The 18,934-nt window shown below is 60.7% G+C and carries 16 protein-coding genes; 1 reads left to right on the forward strand and 15 read right to left on the reverse strand.

What is annotated here, in order from left to right:
- Nucleotides 1–14: 14 nt before the first annotated feature.
- The 7 genes from menE to FHW76_RS03610 all read right to left on the reverse strand — a co-directional run bounded on the left by menE (nt 15) and on the right by FHW76_RS03610 (nt 7,619).
- A complete protein-coding gene (menE, locus tag FHW76_RS03580; protein ID WP_064180566.1) occupies nt 15–1,391 on the reverse strand; it encodes an o-succinylbenzoate--CoA ligase in 1,377 nt (458 codons plus the stop codon).
- A complete protein-coding gene (gene menC, locus FHW76_RS03585) occupies nt 1,388–2,353 on the reverse strand; it encodes an o-succinylbenzoate synthase (protein WP_064142811.1) in 966 nt (321 codons plus the stop codon). Before menC ends, menE begins: the two co-directional genes overlap by 4 nt.
- Nucleotides 2,353–3,210, reverse strand: a complete 858-nt coding sequence (gene menB / locus FHW76_RS03590; RefSeq protein ID WP_032736056.1) for a 1,4-dihydroxy-2-naphthoyl-CoA synthase — start codon at nt 3,208–3,210, stop codon at nt 2,353–2,355. The genes menC and menB overlap by 1 nt, the downstream gene beginning before the upstream one ends.
- Before the next feature lie 14 nt (nt 3,211–3,224).
- Nucleotides 3,225–3,983: a 2-succinyl-6-hydroxy-2,4-cyclohexadiene-1-carboxylate synthase gene (gene menH / locus FHW76_RS03595; RefSeq protein WP_071000979.1), complete on the reverse strand. Its 759-nt coding sequence runs from the start codon at nt 3,981–3,983 to the stop codon at nt 3,225–3,227.
- Nucleotides 3,980–5,650, reverse strand: a complete 1,671-nt coding sequence (gene menD, locus FHW76_RS03600) for a 2-succinyl-5-enolpyruvyl-6-hydroxy-3-cyclohexene-1-carboxylic-acid synthase (protein WP_038421560.1) — start codon at nt 5,648–5,650, stop codon at nt 3,980–3,982. The genes menH and menD overlap by 4 nt, the downstream gene beginning before the upstream one ends.
- Before the next feature lie 82 nt (nt 5,651–5,732).
- The gene (menF, locus tag FHW76_RS03605; protein WP_064142814.1) at nt 5,733–7,022 is read right to left on the reverse strand and encodes an isochorismate synthase MenF; all 1,290 of its coding nucleotides are present in this window, start codon (nt 7,020–7,022) and stop codon (nt 5,733–5,735) included.
- A 135-nt stretch (nt 7,023–7,157) separates the two neighbouring features.
- Nucleotides 7,158–7,619, reverse strand: a complete 462-nt coding sequence (locus FHW76_RS03610) for a GNAT family N-acetyltransferase (protein ID WP_032730853.1) — start codon at nt 7,617–7,619, stop codon at nt 7,158–7,160.
- A 57-nt stretch (nt 7,620–7,676) separates the two neighbouring features.
- Between FHW76_RS03610 and rnz the strand changes: the two genes are divergently transcribed.
- Entirely contained in the window at nt 7,677–8,597 is a 921-nt protein-coding gene (rnz, locus tag FHW76_RS03615) for a ribonuclease Z (protein WP_012967513.1), read from the forward strand.
- 54 nt (nt 8,598–8,651) lie between these two features.
- Here rnz and nuoN read toward each other — a convergent pair whose 3' ends face one another.
- The 8 genes from nuoN to nuoG form a co-directional block, all read right to left on the reverse strand.
- Nucleotides 8,652–10,109 carry an NADH-quinone oxidoreductase subunit NuoN gene (nuoN, locus tag FHW76_RS03620; protein ID WP_008803951.1) on the reverse strand — a complete coding sequence of 486 codons (1,458 nt, stop codon included), beginning with the start codon at nt 10,107–10,109 and terminating at the stop codon, nt 8,652–8,654.
- Between the two features lie 6 nt (nt 10,110–10,115).
- A complete protein-coding gene (gene nuoM / locus FHW76_RS03625; RefSeq protein WP_008803950.1) occupies nt 10,116–11,645 on the reverse strand; it encodes an NADH-quinone oxidoreductase subunit M in 1,530 nt (509 codons plus the stop codon).
- Between the two features lie 301 nt (nt 11,646–11,946).
- The gene (gene nuoL / locus FHW76_RS03630) at nt 11,947–13,788 is read right to left on the reverse strand and encodes an NADH-quinone oxidoreductase subunit L (protein WP_023340571.1); all 1,842 of its coding nucleotides are present in this window, start codon (nt 13,786–13,788) and stop codon (nt 11,947–11,949) included.
- Nucleotides 13,785–14,087: an NADH-quinone oxidoreductase subunit NuoK gene (nuoK, locus tag FHW76_RS03635; protein ID WP_002913148.1), complete on the reverse strand. Its 303-nt coding sequence runs from the start codon at nt 14,085–14,087 to the stop codon at nt 13,785–13,787. The genes nuoL and nuoK overlap by 4 nt, the downstream gene beginning before the upstream one ends.
- Entirely contained in the window at nt 14,084–14,638 is a 555-nt protein-coding gene (gene nuoJ / locus FHW76_RS03640; protein WP_004201743.1) for an NADH-quinone oxidoreductase subunit J, read from the reverse strand. The genes nuoK and nuoJ overlap by 4 nt, the downstream gene beginning before the upstream one ends.
- Before the next feature lie 10 nt (nt 14,639–14,648).
- On the reverse strand, nt 14,649–15,191 hold the full coding sequence (nuoI, locus tag FHW76_RS03645; RefSeq protein WP_008803948.1) for an NADH-quinone oxidoreductase subunit NuoI: 543 nt from the start codon (nt 15,189–15,191) through the stop codon (nt 14,649–14,651).
- Between the two features lie 14 nt (nt 15,192–15,205).
- Nucleotides 15,206–16,183, reverse strand: coding sequence for an NADH-quinone oxidoreductase subunit NuoH (gene nuoH, locus FHW76_RS03650; RefSeq protein ID WP_002913156.1), 978 nt, complete (start codon nt 16,181–16,183; stop codon nt 15,206–15,208).
- Entirely contained in the window at nt 16,180–18,906 is a 2,727-nt protein-coding gene (nuoG, locus tag FHW76_RS03655) for an NADH-quinone oxidoreductase subunit NuoG (RefSeq protein ID WP_008803947.1), read from the reverse strand. The genes nuoH and nuoG overlap by 4 nt, the downstream gene beginning before the upstream one ends.
- Nucleotides 18,907–18,934 lie beyond the last annotated feature (28 nt).

Raw genomic sequence — 18,934 nt, forward strand, 5'->3', positions numbered from 1 at the left:
GATATGGCGGGTGGCTACGATACGGTCGCATACGTCTGCTGTCTGGCCCATTCGCGCAGCGCCTGACGGGAAATCTTAATCCCACCGTTCTTTAACGTGTCCGGCAGCCGTAGCCACTGTACCGGCTGTTGGAAACGCGCTAACCGTTCAGCGCTCCATGCTGCCAGCGCGCTCAACTCGCAGCCGTCATCGCATTCCACCACCGCGACCGGGCGCTGGCCGTATTCGGCATCATCCAGCGGTACAATAAATACCTGTTGTACCTGCGGATGGGCGAGTATCACGCGCTCAACCTCCTCCGGTTGAATGCCTTCGCCGCCACTAAAAAAAAGATTATCCAGTCGTCCAACAACCGTCAGCCGACCATTGTGTAACTCCCCGCGATCGCGCGTCGCAAACCAGCCTTCATCATTGGTTAATGGCAATAGCTGACCGTCGCGCCAGTAACCCGCCGCCATACTCGACGCCCGCAGCCAGATCTCGCCGGCAACAATTTTCACCTCCCGCCCCGGCAGCGGTTCGCCCACATCCGCCGCGCCGTCGGCCGCTTTGGCACAGACCGTGGAAGCGAACTCGGTGAGGCCGTAGCCGCAGAAACTGCGTATTCCCTGCGCGAGGGCACGCTCAGTCAATTCGACCGGGATCGCTGCGCCGCCGAGCAGCACCGCCTTGAGGGAAAGCGCAGCATTATCATTCAGCAGGCGCCACAGCTGAGTCGGCACCAGCGAAGCATGGGTACAGCCCTGCAGCATCTGCGCCAGCGGTTGCTTGTCGCGCACCGTCATTCGCGCGCCGGCCAGCAGCCAGCGCCAGACGATCCCCTGCCCGGAGACATGGAACAACGGCAGCGACAGCAGCCAGTCGTCTTCTGCGGCAAACGGCATCAGCGCCAGCACGCCAGCGGCGCTGGCCAGATGGGCGCTGGCGCTATGTACCGCCGCTTTCGGCAGGCCGGTTGAGCCGGAGGTTAACGTCATCGACACCAGCCGTTCGCCATGCCAGCAAACGGCATGGACGCCTTCGGCCGCCTGCAGAGTTAACGCCGGTAAATCCCCCGGCTGCGCAGCACCATTCAGCACCAGTTGATGCTGGACGGTTAACGCAGGCAGCAGTTCCTGCAGCAACACCGCCGGCAGTTGCGGATTCAGCGGCAGCACCCGCGCCCCGCACTGCAGCAATGCCAGCCAGGCGAGTAGCGTCTCCGGCTGGTTGTAGGCCCGGAGCGCCACGCCCTGTCCTTCCATAACGCCCTGCGCGGCAAAGCCGGCCGCCAGCGCGTCAACCCGAGCGCATAGCTCACGCCAGGTCAGCAGCCGATCGTTCAGGCGTAACGCCTGCGCCTCACCGCGTAACTGGCGCCAGTGGCGCCAGGGCCAGTCGGAAAACATCACAGCAGCGGCTCCAGCGCATCAATGTTGATCATCGGCAGCGTACTTTCCGGCCACGGCCGTACCAGTTGGGCGCTCATCAGCGCCAGCGTATCGAGTCCGGGGATGGTCTGCGGCGTCAGCCAGGCGGCAACCCGCGCCAGCTGGGTTAACCCGAGGCTGGACTCGATTGACGAGCTAATCACCGCGCTAAGCCCCAGGGCGTGTGCCGCGGCGACCTGTTGCTGAACCTTTTGCACACTGCCGGTCAGCGTCGGTTTGATCACCACCGCGCGCACGCCGGGCTCCGCGACAAAGCGGAAATCCGCCTCGCGCAGGCTTTCATCCCAGGCGATAGCGATCCCCGTCTCGCGGCTAAAGGCCCGCGAGTCCTCCCGCGTTTTGCAGGGTTCCTCAAGAAACGCAATGCGCTGGCGATACGCGGGATTGACGTATTTGGCGAACTGCTGCGCTTTAAGCGGCGTCCACGCCCGGTTGGCATCCAGCCGCAGCTGGAGATCGGGGATGGCTTCCAGTAGCAGATTAACCACCATGCCGTCGCGGACCGCCTCCCACAGCCCCACTTTCACCTTAGCGACTTTCTCGCCGGGCATCGCCGCCAGTTTGGCGAACAGCTCATCCGGATCGCCGGAACAGAGCGGCGCCGCGCGATAATCCGCTGCCTGCGGTAGTTCGCCGTAAAGTTCCGCCTGCGCGCAGCTAATACCAAAAGCGACAGAAGGCAGTGTGGGAAGCGGCGGTTCCGCGCCGTCGCGCCAGGCCTGCGCCCACGCCAGCAGCGCCGTTTGCGCCTCTTCCAGCGTCTCGTCACTGAATCCCGGTAGGGGAGAAATTTCCCCCCAGCCTTCGCGTTCATCCTCCTGCAGGCGGATGAACAGCCCGTCGCGGGTTTTTAACCGCCGGTCGCGCAGAACCACGCCCGCGTCCATTGGTATCTGCCAGCGGTAAACCTGCGAAACGCGCATTATGGATTCCGTTTAAATTTGCTGAAGTCCGGCTGACGTTTCTGGTTGAAGGCGTTGCGGCCTTCCTGCCCTTCTTCCGTCATGTAGAACAGCATGGTGGCGTTACCCGCCAGCTCCTGCAGCCCGGCCTGGCCATCGCAGTCGGCGTTCAGCGCCGCTTTCAGGCAACGCAGCGCCATTGGGCTGTTTTGCAGCATTTCACGGCACCAGCGCACGGTCTCTTTTTCCAGATCCGCCAGCGGGACTACGGTGTTCACCAGCCCCATGTCCAGCGCCTGCTGGGCGTCATACTGACGGCACAGGAACCAGATTTCGCGCGCTTTTTTCTGCCCGACGATACGCGCCATATAAGAAGCGCCCCAGCCGCCATCAAAAGAGCCGACTTTTGGCCCGGTCTGGCCGAAGATGGCATTGTCCGCCGCGATGGTCAGATCGCACATCATGTGCAGCACGTGGCCGCCGCCGATAGAGTAGCCGGCCACCATCGCCACCACCGGTTTCGGGCAGGTGCGGATCTGGCGCTGGAAGTCGAGCACGTTGAGATGGTGAACGCCGGAGTCGTCCTGATAGCCGCCGTAGTCGCCGCGGACTTTCTGGTCGCCGCCGGCGCAGAAGGCTTTCTCGCCTTCACCGGTCAGCACGATGACCCCGATATTGTCGTCATAGCGGGCATCCGCCAGCGCCTGAATCATCTCTTTGACGGTCAGCGGGCGGAAGGCGTTGCGCACCTGTGGGCGGTTGATGGTGATTTTGGCAATGCCGTCGGCCGATTTGTGATAGCGAATATCGGTATAGCCTTCGGAACAATCGTGCCATTCCACAGGGGCATAGAGCATTGCTTCATCAAGAGAGATCATAGAATGTCCTTCAGTTAACTTGCCAGAATCTGCGCCAGACAAGCAATCACCGCGGCGGGGTTGTCCCGGTGCGCGTTGTGTCCGGCATGGTGAATGATATGGGTATCGGCAGCGAGCGCTTGCGCGATGGCGCGAAACTTCGCGTCGCGTTCGCCACACAGGTAGTGAAAAGGAAAATCGCGCGCCTGCAGAGACGCGCGCAGATCGGCCTGCGTGGCAAGGGAGGTTGCCTGCAGCATCGCCGCCAACGTGGCGCCGTTATTGCGGCTGCGTAAGGCGACCAATGACTCGCGCTGCGCCGCATTCAGCGAAGCAAAGACCGGCTGCTGATACCAGTCGGCAAAGACCTGCGCCAACGGCTCGCGGCGAAAACGTTCTGCCCAGGCGCGGTCATTGCTGCGCCGCGCCTGCAGCGCTTCTGCATCCTGCAGGCCCGGATGGCCGCCTTCAACGATCAGGCCGCGCAGGCCCGCACGCGGCTGACAGGCGAAGTTCATCGCCACCCGGCCGCCCAGTGAGTAGCCAATCAGCCAGTAGTTAAGGATGTTGTAACTATTAAGCGTAGCCAGCAGCAAAGTATTGACCCCGGCAAAGTCCTGCACCGCGATATCCGCGGAGCCGCCGTGGCCCGGCAGATCGAGATACAGCCGCGGCCACGCGGGAAAGGCATCGCCCACCCCCCGCCACTCGTCGCGGTCGCCGGAAAACCCGTGCAGAAACACCAGCCAGGGATAACCTGACTGACCGTTGTCGACCGCCGCGCTGAGTATCACAGGCGGCTTACCTGCGCCAGCAGCTGCTGGAGAGTCTGCGTGCCGTCAGTCTCGTTGACCGCCAGCTCAATCACCGTCGCCCCGGCGCGGCGCCACGCGCCTGCCAGCGCCTCATCCAGCGACTGCCAGTCATCAGGACGATGATAGGCCAGGCCGAACATCGCCGCCGCGTGGCTGAAATCCACGTCCTGCGGCATTAAATAGAACTGACGGCGCTCGTCATGCGGCGTCGGCAGCATGGAGAAAATCTGTCCGCCGTTGTTATTCACCACGATCAGCACCAGCGGCGCCGACGCCTGGCGCAGCAGGGCCAGCGAGTTGAGATCGTATAAGGCCGACAGATCGCCGACGATCGCCAGCGTCGGCCGCGCACTGGCGCGCTGCACGCCGGCGGCGGTGGCGATTAAACCATCAATCCCGCTGGCGCCGCGGTTGCTGTAAACCGGATACCCGGCCGGTAGCTGCGCCAGGGCGTCGATCAGGCGCACCACCAGACTGTTACCGACAAACAGTTGCCCCTGCTCCGGCAGATAGCGCCGAATACGCTGCGCCAGCTGCGCTTCGCCAAAAGGCTCATTGCTGGCGACCGCCGCCTGCCACGCCTGGCGGGACAGCTCAGGGATCACCGTCGCCCACGGCTGACGTTTTTCCGCCGGATGCAACTCAAGCCAGCGCTCAACGCTGGCGCGCAGACGGCGGCCGCGGTGCTGCGCCGGGTCGAGGCGGCCTGGCAGATTATCCACCAGCCAGTATTCATCCGGCTCGCAGGTCGCCTGCCACTGGAGGACGCGTTTGCCGGTCAGGCTGCTGCCGAGCTGCACCACGATCTGCGCCTGCGCCAGTTCGCTGACCGCTTTACCGTTGCCCAGCCACAGGTCAGCGCACGGCAGCGGCTGCCCGGTCTGCGACAGGACATCGCCGATCAGCGGCCAGCCGAGAGTTTGCGCCCACTCAGCCACTTTTTTCCCTTCCGCGGCGCTCATTCTCCCCGCCACGACGACGCCGCGTTTTTGCCGCCAGAAGAACCAGTCGCGCTGCTTCTCGCTCTCTAACTGCAGCGCCTGACGCAGCCAGGGTTTATCGCTCTGCCACCAGTTGCCGAGCTGCTGCTGCCACTCCACGCCGGTCTCATCCATATCGCCATACAGCGGTTCGGCGAACGGACAGTTGATATGCACCCCGCCGGCGTGCAGCGCCCCCAGCGCCTGGTCGATGGTTGAGACCAGCCAGCGGGCAGGAATATCCTGCGAGGGACGCGGCAGAGAAATCGTCTGCGACGGATGGGAGGCAAACATTCCGGGCTGGCGGATCGCCTGGTTCGCGCCGCAGTCGATCAGCTCCGGTGGACGGTCGGCGGTCAACAGGATCAGCTTTTCGCCGGTGAGGCCCGCCTCAATCAGCGCCGGATAGAGGTTTGCGGTGGCGGTCCCGGAGGTGACTATCACCGCCACCGGCTGCCGGCTGGCCTTCGCCAGGCCGAGCGCCAGGTGGCCGAGGCCGCGTTCGTCGAAATGGGTATGATGGATAAAGGCGCGGTTTTCCGCCGCCGCCAGGGTTAAGGGTGTCGAGCGCGAACCCGGCGCGATGCAGATATGCTGCACGCCATGGCGCGTTAAAGCTTCCAGGATCACCGCCGCCCAGCGTCGGTTAAATGCGCTTACTGACATGAAATTGTCCGGTATCAAATATTGATGCTAAGTATAGATAAGGCAAAGTGACGACGTTTTGATATGCATCGTCATTCCCGCCTTATGGACACAGCAGCGAGCGCAGCCCGGCCGCTTTGTTGTCAATCTCCTGCCACTCCTGCTGCGCATCGGAGCCGCTGACGATCCCCGCTCCGGCATACAACCGCAGGGTGTCGTGGTCCACTTTCGCCGAACGCAGCGCCACGCAAAACTCGCTTTGCGCCAGCGACAGATAGCCGGCGGACCCGGCATACCATTCGCGGGCAAAGGGTTCATGGCGCAGAATGAACGCCAGCGCCGCCCGACGCGGCAGGCCGGCCACTGCGGCGGTGGGCTGCAGCTGCAGCAGACAGCGGCTGTCGTCAGGCGCCGCCAGCTCGGTCCAGATGCAGCGCCTGAGATGCTGCACCTTACGCAGCCTCACCACCTGCGGCGGCAGGACGTCCAGCGTCGAGGCCTCACTCTGCAGACGCTGGCAAATATCTTCCACCACCAGCATATTTTCCCGCTGGTTTTTGTCGTCTTTCATCAACCAGTCGGCCAGTTGCTGCGCCTTCGCGTCTTCCTGATGGTTCGCGACGGTCCCCGCCAGCGCTTCGGTGCGCAGCAGCGCGCCGCGCCGGCGCCACAGCCGTTCCGGCGTGGAGCCGAAAAATGCCTGCCGGGCATTAAACGCCATCAGGAAATGAAAACAGTTAAGATTGCTGCGGCGGCTGGCCGCCATGATGCTCACGGCGTCCAGCGGCGCGGCAAACTGCAGGTCGGTTGCCCGCGCCAGTACCACTTTATCCATTTCACCGGCGCTAATCGCCTTAGTCGCCCGCGCAATCATTGCCTGCCATTGAGGATAGTCGGATGAGTGGCGCTCGCTCAGTAGCCGCGGGATAGCGCCAGGGGTCGCCTGAGTGGTGGTCAGACTGGCGAGAAACGCGCGGGCCGTCGCGGCATCCTCACGCAGGGAGATATCACTATGCAGCACCAGCCGCAGCACGGCCCTGCCGCCGCACCGGCGCCACTCCAGACGCGGCAGCACCAGGCTGCCCTGCTGCGGTTCAAACGCGTTCAGGCCGCAGATACGCAGATCCTGCCGCCCGGTCTGGCATAAAAAGCGGTTCGCCGCGTCGAGCGAGGAAAAGGTTTTTACCGCCCCCAGCGCCGCCAGTTCCTCATCGCCATTGCGCTGCTGCCAGTAAAACTGCGGCCATTGCGCCTGCTGGCCGCACCATAGTAGCGGATCGAACGTATCATTCAGCGGAAAGGCAATATCGATAATTCGCGTGCCGGGCGAGTCAGGAAAGGGCTCACTCAGACCGTCACGTAAACGGGCCAGCGCAGTGGAAACAGACAGCACGCAAACCTCCACGGTAGTAAAACCCCACATTATAAGGGGTTCGACGGCGGAATAGCAGTACCCATGACGAGGGAGCGGGTTTTATCTTACCCGCTCGCCGGGCCAAAGCAGCGTGTGGACGAGGGTGCAGAGGGGTCAGATAGCGCGCTTTTCTCGCGCCATGCCAATGTGGGGGATGCCATCCTCATCATAGACCTCGGTCACCGGCGTAAAACCGAAGTGGGCGTAAAAGGATTGCAGGTGCGCCTGCGCCCCGAGGTAAATTGCCTTTTGCGGCCAGTACTGCTGACAACTGGCCAGCGCCTGCTCCATCAGCTGATAGCCGAGCTTCTCACCGCGGGCGGCGGGGCTAACGATAACCCGGCCAATCACCACCGGCGCAAACTCCTCTTCGCTTTTGAGGATCCGCGCGTAGGCCAGCAGTTCGCCATCGCGCCAGCCGAGCAGATGGCGATTTTCACCGACCAAATCATCGCCGTCGACATCCTGATAGGCGCACTGCTGCTCCACGACAAAAACTTCACTGCGCAATTTCAGCAGCGCATACAGCTGGGGAACGGTGAGTTCACTATGGTGGAGATCCTGCCAGGTCATCATCTGTAGCTCCTTATTGATATACTGATACTTTGCGACTCGCCCTGAGGACACTGGACGATGGAATTAACTTTTCTAGGAACATCCGCCGGGGTGCCGACCCGTACGCGTAATATGACGTCGATAATACTGAATTTGCAACAGCCGACCCGCGCCGAAATGTGGTTGTTTGACTGCGGTGAAGGGACCCAGCATCAGTTTCTTCGCACGCCCTATCACCCCGGCAAACTGAATAAAATTTTCATCACTCACCTGCACGGCGACCACCTGTTCGGCCTGCCCGGCCTGTTGTGCAGCCGCTCGATGCAGGGGAACTCTCTGCCCCTCACCCTCTACGGGCCAAAAGGGCTCAAAGAGTTTGTTGAGACCGCGCTGCGTCTGAGCGGTTCGTGGACCGACTATCCGCTCACCATCATCGAAGTCGGCCCTGGTCTGGTGTTCGACGAAGAGGGCTATCGGGTCACTGCGTACCCGCTCAGCCATCCGGTGGAGTGCTACGGGTATCGCATTGAGCAGCATGACAAGCCCGGCACCCTCGACGCCGCCCAACTGATTGCCGATGGCGTGCGTCCGGGGCCGCTGTTTCATCAACTCAAGCTCGGCCAGCGCGTTGAGCTGGAAGATGGCCGGGTCATCGACGGCAGCCGCTATCTGGGGCCAGCGACGCCGGGTAAAACGCTGGCCATCTTTGGCGATACCGCCCCCTGCCCGCAGGCGCTGGAGATGGCTCGCGGGGCGGATGTGATGGTCCACGAAACCACCCTTGAGCAGGCGATGGCGGAGAAAGCCAATAGCCGCGGCCACTCCTCAAGCCAGCAGACCGCGGCGCTTGCCAAAGAAGCGGGGGTCGGCACGCTAATCGCTACCCACTTTAGCTCGCGCTACGATGCCGAAGGCTGTCTGAAGATGCTGGCGGAATGCCGGGAGATTTTCGCCAATACGCTACTGGCGGAAGACTTTATGGTCTACAAGATGGCGTAAAATCCGGGCATAAAAAAACCGCCATCCCGGCGGTTTTTTTATTTATAGCGCAGATTACATCAGCGGCGTCGCCAGCTGCACGATGCTAATCAGCGGCTGCGGCCAGATACCGAGCACCAGCACCAGCAGGGCGGAGATCAGCACCACGATACCGCCGGCGCTGTACTGCCAGTTCGACGGCGCATCGCGGTTCAGTTGCTCCGGTGCGCTCAGGTACAGGCTCACTGCCACGCGCAGATAGTAGTAGAGACCAATCGCCGAACCGACAACCACTGCGGCAACCAGCCACCACAGGTGCGCATGCACACCGACGGCCAGCACGTAGAACTTACCGATAAAGCCGAGGGTCATCGGAATACCGGCCAGCGACAGCATCATCACCGTCATGACCGCCGACAGAATCGGACGGTGCCAGAACAGGCCGCGGTAGGAGAACAGCGAGTCCGCATCCGGACCGCGGTACGGGCTGGACATCAGGCTGACCACGCCGAACGCGCCCAGGCTGCTGAACAGGTAACCGGCCAGGTAGACGCCAACGGCTTCCATCGACATTTCGCCGCTCTGCAGGGCGATCAGCGCCACCAGCAGATAACCGAGGTGGGAGATGGAGGAGTAGCCGAGCAGACGCTTAATGTTGGTCTGGCTCAGCGCCATCAGGTTACCGAAGATGATAGAGGCGAAGGCGATCAGGCCCAGCACCACGCGTACCGCTTCGCTGTTGCCCACCGGCATGTACAGGAACAGACGCATCACCACGCCGAAGATGGCGATCTTGCTGGCGGTCGCCAGGAAGGTGGAGACCGGCGCAGGCGCGCCCTGGTAAACGTCCGGCGTCCACAGATGGAACGGCACCAGCGACAGTTTAAAGCCAAGACCGACGATCATCAGACCGAGGCCCGCCAGCAGCAGCGGCTCGTGCAGCGTATTGTCCGCCAGGCTTTTACCCAGCGCGAGGAAGGACAGGTTGCCGGAGTTCGCATACACCAGCGCCATACCGAACAGCAGGAAAGACGAGGCTGCAGCGGAGAGGATAGTGTATTTGATGCTCGCTTCCAGCGAACGCTTCTGGCGGAAGGCGTAGCCGACCAGGCCGAACAGCGGTAGCGAAATCAGTTCGATACCGAGGAACAGCGCCGCCAGATGATTCGCACCGGCCAGCAGAATGCCGCCCAGCGCGGCGATCAGCACCAGCAGGTAGAACTCTTCTTTGTTGTCCTTGTAACCCTCAAGCCACGGGTAGGCGAAAGTACAGGTCGCGAGGCTCGCCAGCAGCACCAGCCCGGTGTAGAGCATGGCGTAGCCGTCAACGCGGATCATCGGCGTGACGTCCATCGCCCCGTTCTGACCAACAAACCAGAGCGAGACCAGCGCAGCGTTAAGCCCGAGAACCGACAGCGTGGCATTGAGAAAATGATTGCGTCGCCACGCAATGGAGAGCATCACAACCACCACCGTCAAGCCGACGATCAGCAGCGGTAGCAGTGCGATCAGTTGTTGTGGAGTTATTGTCATGGCGAATTACGGCCTTGTAGTAGAAACAGAATTAACAAACCACTGCTGAATGTTGCTCATCGCAGCATGCGAGGTGTCGAGGATCGGCTGCGGGAAGAAGCCCAACAGCACCAGCAGCACCACCAGCAGCAAGATGATAGACAGTTCACGCAGGGACATCCCCGGCAGCGCTTTCGCCGCGATTTCGCTTTTCGCTTTACCGAAGTAGGCGCGATGCAGCATCGACAGCGAATAAACGGAAGCGAATACCAGACCAAAGGTCGAGATAACGGTGATCACCGGCACCACTTTATAGCTGCCGAACAGGATCATAAATTCGCCGACAAAGTTACCGGTGCCCGGCATCCCCAGGGTGGCGACAGCGAAGAACATCGACATCGCCGGCAGCCATTTAATTTTGCTCCACAAACCGCCCATCTGACGCATATCGCGGGTGTGCAGACGTTCGTACAGCTGGCCGCACAGAATAAACAGACCCGCCGCGGACAGACCGTGGGCGATCATCTGGATCACCGCCCCTTGATAAGCCAGCTGGCTGCCGGTGTAGATAGCAATCAGCACGAAGCCCATGTGGGAAACGGAGGTATAAGCGATCAGACGTTTGATATCGGTCTGGGCGAAGGCCATCCACGCGCCGTAGAAGATACCGATCACGCCCAGCCACATGGCGATGGGCGCAAACTCGGCGGAGGCGTTCGGGAACAGCGGCAGCGCAAAGCGCAGCAGACCGTAGGCCGCGGTTTTCAGTAAGATGCCCGCGAGGTCGACGGAACCGGCAGTCGGCGCCTGGGAGTGGGCGTCCGGCAGCCAGCCGTGCAGCGGTACCACCGGCATTTTCACCGCGAAGGCGATGAAGAAGCCCAGCATCAGCAGGTATTCCACGCCGTGGGACATCGGCGTTTTCAGCAGATCTTCATAGTTGAAGGTCCACACGCCGGTCGCGTTGAAGTGGACGAAGGCCAGCGCCAGAATGGCGATCAGCATCACCAGACCGCTTGCCTGGGTATAAATGAAGAACTTGGTGGCCGCTGTGATACGCGTTTTACCGTCCGAGGCTTTATGACCCCACAGTGCGATCAGGAAGTACATCGGCACCAACATCATTTCCCAGAAGAAGAAGAACAGGAACATGTCGATGGCGAGGAACACGCCGATGACGCCGCCCAGGATCCACATCAGGTTGAGGTGGAAGAAGCCCTGGTATTTTTCGATTTCACGCCACGAACAGAGTACCGCCAGCACGCCGAGGAGACCGGTCAGCACCACCATCAGCAGCGACAGGCCGTCGATCGCCAGATGGATGCTAATGCCGAAGCGTGGGATCCACGGCAGCACGAATTCCGACTGCCATTGCGGAATACCCGCGGATTGCGTCAGAGAATAGCCGCCCTGCATCCACAGCTGCAGGCCAAGCGCCAGCGTCAGTCCCATGGTAATCAGCGCGATCCAGCGCGGCACTTTCACGCCAAAGCGTTCGGTCTGCCAGCACAGGAAGCCGCCGATAAAGGGGATTAATATCAACCAAGGCAATAACATGGTGATTTTTATTCCTTATTTAAGTCCGGTTCAGGCTATCTTACTCGTCATAGCGAACGTCGGCTGTGCTCACAATCCTCACGCATTTTAATACGCTCCGGTTGCTCCGCGCAGGCGGTGTCCACTCTGACTTCGCCGATAACGCCTGTCCTTTACGACCTGATTTTCAACGAATTCTCACAGAAAATTCACTTCGGATTGAGGCTTGTTTTGTCGGGTGACGCTAACGCTTACCCGACCTACGGTCCCGTAGGCCCGGCAAGCACCGCGCCTCCGGGCAAAACAATCCCAATCCTCAAACTCAACGCAATACCATCAGCAGCGCCAGCACCACCACCGCGCCGATGCTCATTGATGCCACATACCAGCGCAGATAACCGTTCTCGCTCACCAGCAGACCTTTGCCTGCGAAGCGGGACAGAATCGCCGGGATATTCATCAACGCATTCAGCGGATCGCTCTTCAGCAGCCAGGCAATCCCGAGGAAAGGTTTCACGAACACCTTGTCGTATAACCAGTCGAAGCCCCAGGCATGGAACCACCAGGTACCGAAGAAGCGGCCAGGCGCGCTGTTGGCGATGGAAGTCACCAGCGTACGTTTACCCAGCCACAGCCATGCAGCGATCAGGATGCCGGCAATCGCAATAATCCCGGAGGCAATTTCCAGGGTCATGACACTACCGTGGGCAAGCTCAGTGGTCTGCGGCAGTACGCCCTCCAGCGGCGGCACAATCAGCGCGCCAACAAAGGTGGACAGCACCAGCAGCACGATCAGCGGCAGATGATGGGTAATCCCCTTCCCTGCATGCGCGTGAATTTGCTCTTTACCGTGGAACACGATGAAAATCATACGGAAGGTGTACAGCGAGGTCATAAAGGCGCCGACCAGGCCCGCTACCATCAGATTGATATGGCCGTTGGCCATCGCGCCCGCCAGAATCTCATCCTTACTGAAAAAGCCTGCGGTGATAAGCGGCAGAGCGGACAGCGCCGCGCCCCCCACCAGGAAGCAGACATACACCAGCGGAATGGATTTGCGCAGGCCGCCCATCTTGAAGATGTTCTGTTCGTGATGGCAGGCCAGAATGACCGAGCCAGACGACAGGAACAACAGCGCTTTAAAGAACGCGTGGGTCATCAGGTGGAAAATCGCCGCGTCCCATGCCTGCACGCCCAGCGCGAGGAACATGTAGCCAATCTGACTCATGGTCGAGTAAGCCAGCACACGTTTGATGTCGGTCTGCACCAGCGCGGCGAAGCCCGCCAGCACCAGCGTTACCGCACCAACGATACCCACCAGATGCAGCACTTCCGGCGTCATCAGGAACAGGCCGTGGGTACGGGCAATCAGGTACACGCCCGCGGTCACCATGGTGGCCGCGTGGATCAGCGCGGAGACCGGCGTCGGGCCCGCCATCGCATCGGCAAGCCACGTTTGCAGCGGCAGCTGAGCGGATTTACCGACCGCGCCGCCGAGCAGCATCAGCGTCGCCCACTGCAGCGTGGTGCTGCCGTTAGCGAAGTGCTGCGGCGCCAGCTCAACCATTTCACGGAAGTTCAGGGTACCCAGTTCGTTATAAAGAATGAACAGCGCGAAGGCGAGGAACACGTCGCCGACGCGGGTGACCACGAAGGCTTTCATCGCTGCGGCATTGTTCTTCGGATCGGTATAGTAGAAGCCGATCAGCAGGTAAGAACAGAGACCCACGCCTTCCCACCCCAGGTACATCAACAGCAGGTTATCGGCCAGCACCAGAACGACCATGCTGGCGATAAACAGGTTGGTGTAAGCGAAGAAGCGAGAGTAGCCCTCTTCGCCGCGCATGTACCAGGAGGCGAACATGTGGATCAGGAAGCCGACGCCGGTCACCACGGAAAGCATGGTCAGCGACAGGCCATCCAGCACCAGGTTGAAGCCGATGTTAAAATCACCGACCGACATCCAGTTCCACAGCGGTACGCTGACCGCCTGTTTGCCGTTAGCGAAAAAGTCGACGCCAACGTACGCGGTGACCAACGCCGCCAGGCCTACCGACCCCATGCCAACGGTAGCGGAAAGGTTTTCCGACCAGCGCCCGCGGGAAAAGGCCAGCAGCACAAAGCCAATCAATGGCAAAAGAATGGTTAAGGCAAGCATGTTCATCCACGCAACTCACTTACTGAATCGATGTTCAGGTTCTGGCGGCGACGATGGAGCTGCAGCAGCAGCGCCAGGCCGATACTCGCTTCCGCAGCCGCGAGGCTGATGGCGAGGATATACATTATCTGACCATCTGCCTGGCCCCAGTAGCTACCCGCCACCACAAAGGCCAGCGCGGCGGCGTTAATCATGATTTCCAGGCTAATCAACATAAACAGCAGATTGCGGCGGATCACCAGCCCCGTCAGACCAAGCACAAACAGGATGGCCGCGAGGATCAGTCCATGTGTTAAGGGGATCATGCGTGTTCCTCCGTTTTTCTTTTGTCGCTGTCGTTCACGCGGTTGCTCAGCACCTCGCCGGCACGCTCTTCGCGGCCGATGTGGAAGGCGACCACCAGGCCCGCCAGCAGCAGCATGGAGGCCAGCTCCACCGCCAGGACGTACGGCCCAAACAGCGCAATACCCACTTCTTTGGCGTTGATCGCCGCGCCGTCGATACCCTGGTCGTTAATACCCAGGATGGCGTAAACGATAACCACCAGCAGCACCGCGGAAAGGATGGCCGGGCCAATCCAGATCCCCGGCTGCAGCCATTTGCGTTCCTGTTCGATCTCGCTGCCGCCCAGGTTGAGCATCATCACCACAAAGACGAACAGCACCATAATGGCCCCGGCGTAGACGATGATTTCCAGCGCACCAGCAAAGTAAGCGCCCAGCGAAAAGAACACCCCGGCAATCGCCAGCAGCGAAATAATCAGGTACAGCAGCGCATGTACCGGATTGGTGTGGGTGACGACCCGCAAGGTTGCGAGGATGGCTATCAGGCCACAGATATAAAAAGCGAATTCCATTGCCCTCTCCTTACGGTAACAGGCTCTTGACGTCGATTGGCTTAGCTTCGTTTTCCGCTTCACCTTTATCTTTGCCGTCGATTGCCATACCCGCCATCCGGTAGAAGTTATATTCCGGGTATTTACCCGGACCGGAAATCAGCAGATCCTCTTTTTCGTACACCAGATCCTGACGCTTGTATTCACCCAGTTCGAAGTCCGGGGTCAACTGGATCGCCGTGGTCGGGCACGCTTCTTCGCACAGGCCGCAGAAAATGCAGCGTGAGAAGTTGATGCGGAAGAACTCCGGATACCAGCGGCCGTCTTTGGTCTCTGCTTTCTGCAGCGAGATACAGCCCACCGGGCAGGCTACCGCACACAGGTTACAGGCAACGCAGCGCTCTGCACCGTCCGGATCGCGGGTCAGCACGATGCGGCCGCGGTAGCGCGGCGGCAGATAGACCGGCTCTTCCGGATACATCCGGGTTTCACGTTTGGCGAAGGCATGCAGGCCAATCATCCAGATACTACGGACCTGGGTGCCGAACCCCACCAATAATTCTTTTAAGGTCATGTTCAATTCACCCCTTATTGCGCCTGCCAGAGAATGACAGCCGCCGTTACCAACAAGTTGACCAGCGTTAACGGCAGGCATACCTTCCAGCCAAAGGACATTACCTGGTCATAGCGCGGACGCGGTAATGATGCGCGGATCAAAATGAACATCATCATGAAGAACGCGGTTTTCAGCGCGAACCAGATGAAAGGTGGTAACCACGGGCCATTCCAGCCGCCGAAGAACAGCGTGACGATCAGCGCTGAAACGGTGACGATACCGATGTATTCACCGACGAAGAACAGACCGAATTTCATGCCGGAATATTCAATGTGGTAACCATCGGCCAGTTCCTGCTCCGCTTCCGGCTGGTCGAACGGGTGACGGTGACACACCGCCACGCCGGCGATGGCGAAAGTGACGAAGCCGAAGAACTGCGGAATGACGTTCCACAGATGCGCCTGGTTGTTGACGATATCGGTCATATTGAATGACCCCGCCTGCGCCACCACGCCCATCAGGGAGAGACCGAGAAACACTTCGTAGCTCAGGGTCTGCGCGGAAGCACGCATCGCCCCCAGCAGCGAGTATTTGTTGTTGCTCGACCAGCCGGCGAACAGCACCGCATAGACCGCCAGGCCTGCCATCATCAGGAAGAACAGGATGCCGATGTTCAGGTCAGCCACCACCCACGTCGGGCTGACCGGCACGATAGCAAAGGCCAGCAGCAGCGAGGTAAAGGCGATAACCGGCGCCAGAGTAAAGATCACGCGATCGGAGAAGCGCGGGATCCAGTCCTCTTTGAAGAACATCTTGATCATGTCGGCGACCAGCTGCAGCGAACCGCCCCAGCCGACGCGGTTAGGTCCGTAGCGGTTCTGGAACAAGCCGAGCAGACGACGCTCGCCGAAGCTCATGAACGCGCCGCAGGTGACGACCACCAGCAGAATGACCACGGCCTTCAGGATGCTTAACAGAATGTCGATAAGATCCGGCGTTAACCAGCTCATGCTTTCGCCTCCTGCAGTGAATCAATACGCGATCCGGTCAGCACCGGCGCAATGCCAGGCATGCCCATCGGTAAGCCAACCTGTCCTGCGGTCAGGCCTTCAGAGATAACCAGCGGCAGACGCAGGGTCTGGCCTTCCACGCTAAAGGAGAGCATTGCCCCCGCGTTAACGCCCAGCTTCGCGGCATCCGCCGGATTCAGCTTGATGTACGGCTCAGGCATCCGGCTCTCGAACACCGGCGCGCGCTGTGACAGCTCATCGCTACCAAACAGGTGGTAATACGGCGCGATACGCCATTTGCCCTCTTCCGCCTGGAAGCTGGCCGGCACCGCGGTGAAATACTCCAGCCCGTTGGCGGACGCTTCAAACAGTCGAACACCCGGATCGCCGTGGCGCAGTTTCCCGCCCACTTCATCCTGGAACTTGTTCCATGCCTGCGGGGAGTTCCAGCCCGGCGCCCAGGCGAACGGGATCTGCGAACGCGGGGCGGACGGCTGGTTGTTCCCTTCCATGGAGAAGGCGAACATCGTGTCTTTATCCTGCGGCTGACGCGGCTCGTGCACGCTGATGTTGGCGCGCATCGCCGTGCGGCCGCTGTAGCGGTGTGGTTCACGCGCCAGCTTCTGACCGCGGATGCGGAAGGTCGCATCCGGCGCGGCATCTTTAATGCCCGCCAGCTGCGGCAGCGCGGCAATCGCCGCATCGATGACGTGGTCCAGCTGCGTCCAGTCAACCTGACGGTTGTTGACGGTGCTGTGCAGCGAATGCAGCCAGCGCCAGCTCTCCAGCATCACGGTTTTCGCATCGTAGTAAGCCGGATCGTAAACCTGGAAGAAACGCTGGGCGCGGCCTTCGTTGTTCACCACAGTCCCGTCGCTTTCCGCAAAGCTTGCGGCAGAGAGCACCAGGTGCGCTTTGTCCATAATCGCGGTGCGCTGATGGTCAACCACCATCACCAGCGGGGCTTTCGCCAGCGCAGCGTCAACGCGCGCGGCGGAAGCATGACGGTGAAGGTCGTTTTCCAGCACGATAACCGCGTCGGCGGCGCCGCTTTCCAGTTCGTCCAGCGCCTCTTCAAGCGAGCCGCCGCCGATCATGCCCAGACCGACGCTGTTCACCGCGCGGGCGACCATGGTCACGCCGACGTCGGCGCCGCGGCCTTTCAGGGCTTTTGCGACGTTAGCGGCGGCCTGGATGATCTCCATGCTGCCGGCGTTGGTTCCGGAGATAATCAGTGGTTTTTTCGCTCCGGCCAGCGCCTGGACAATCACGTCAACCTTACCCTTCAGGTCCTGGCTCAGGCCATCAACCGCCGGCGCGCTGTCATCCAGCGCATGGGCGATAGCGAAGCCCAGACGCGCCTGATCTTCCACCGGCGCGCGGTAGGTCCACGCGGCAATGTCATCCAGGCGGGTGTCATCGATGTTGGTGACGAATAACGGGTGCTTGGCGCGCTGCCCGATGTTGAGGATCGCGGCGATCTGCCAGTCGGCTACTTTCTGCGCCGCTGCCATTTCGCGTGCTTTCCCTTTCACCGCCTGGCGGACTGCCAGGGCCACGCGCGCGCCGGTCTGGGTAATGTCTTCGCCCAGCACCAGTACCGCATCGTAGGATTCGATATCGCGCAGGCTCGGGGTATGGACCCCACCTTCACGCAGCACTTTCAGCATCATCTGCAGGCGCGCTTGTTCGCCTTTGGCGATGCCGGTATAGAAGTTGTCGGCGCCAACCAGCTCGCGCAGCGCGAAGTTGCTTTCGATGCTGGCGCGCGGGGAGCCGATACCGATCACTTTCTTCGACTGGCGCAGGATATCTGCTGCCCCCTGCATCGCCTGCTCGGCGTTGAGAGTAATCAGATCGTCGCCGCGGCGCTGCACCGGCTGACGCGGACGGTCTTTCAGGTTGACATAGCCATAGCCGAAGCGACCGCGGTCGCAGAGGAAGTAGCGGTTAACGGTCCCGTTATAGCGGTTTTCGATACGACGCAGCTCGCCATAGCGTTCGCCCGGGCTGATGTTGCAGCCGATGGAACACTGCTGGCAGATGCTCGGCGCAAACTGCATGTCCCACTTACGGTTGTAACGCTCGGAGTGCGTTTTGTCGGTGAAGACGCCGGTCGGGCAGACTTCCACCAGGTTGCCGGAGAACTCGCTTTCCAGGGTGCCATCTTCCGGGCGACCGAAGTAGACGTTGTCGTGCGCGCCATAGACGCCCAGGTCGGTGCCGTCGGCATAATCTTTGTAGTAGCGCACGCAGCGGTAACAGGCGATGCAGCGGTTCATTTCGTGCGAAATAAACGGCCCCAGATCCTGATTGCGGTGGGTACGCTTGGTGAAACGATAGCGGCGGAAACTATGGCCGGTCATCACCGTCATATCCTGCAGGTGACAGTTGCCCCCTTCTTCACAGACCGGGCAGTCGTGCGGGTGGTTAGTCATCAACCACTCCACCACGCTTTCGCGGAACTGCTTCGCTTCGCCGTCGTCAATAGAAATAAAGGTGCCGTCGGATGCCGGAGTCATACAGGACATCACCAGGCGACCACGCGTGTCTTCCGCGTTCTGATATTGCTTCACCGCACACTGGCGGCAAGCACCGACGCTCCCTAGCGCCGGGTGCCAGCAAAAGTAGGGAATATCAAGACCAAGAGAGAGACAAGCCTCTAGCAGGTTGTCCGCCCCGTTGACCTCGTATTCTTTGCCGTCTACATGAATCGTAGCCATTTGCGTGCTTCCAAAAATAAAAAACCTT

Origin of the sequence: Klebsiella sp. RC2 (genome assembly GCF_014192815.1) — a bacterium.
Taxonomy (GTDB): Bacteria; Pseudomonadota; Gammaproteobacteria; order Enterobacterales; family Enterobacteriaceae; genus Klebsiella; species Klebsiella variicola.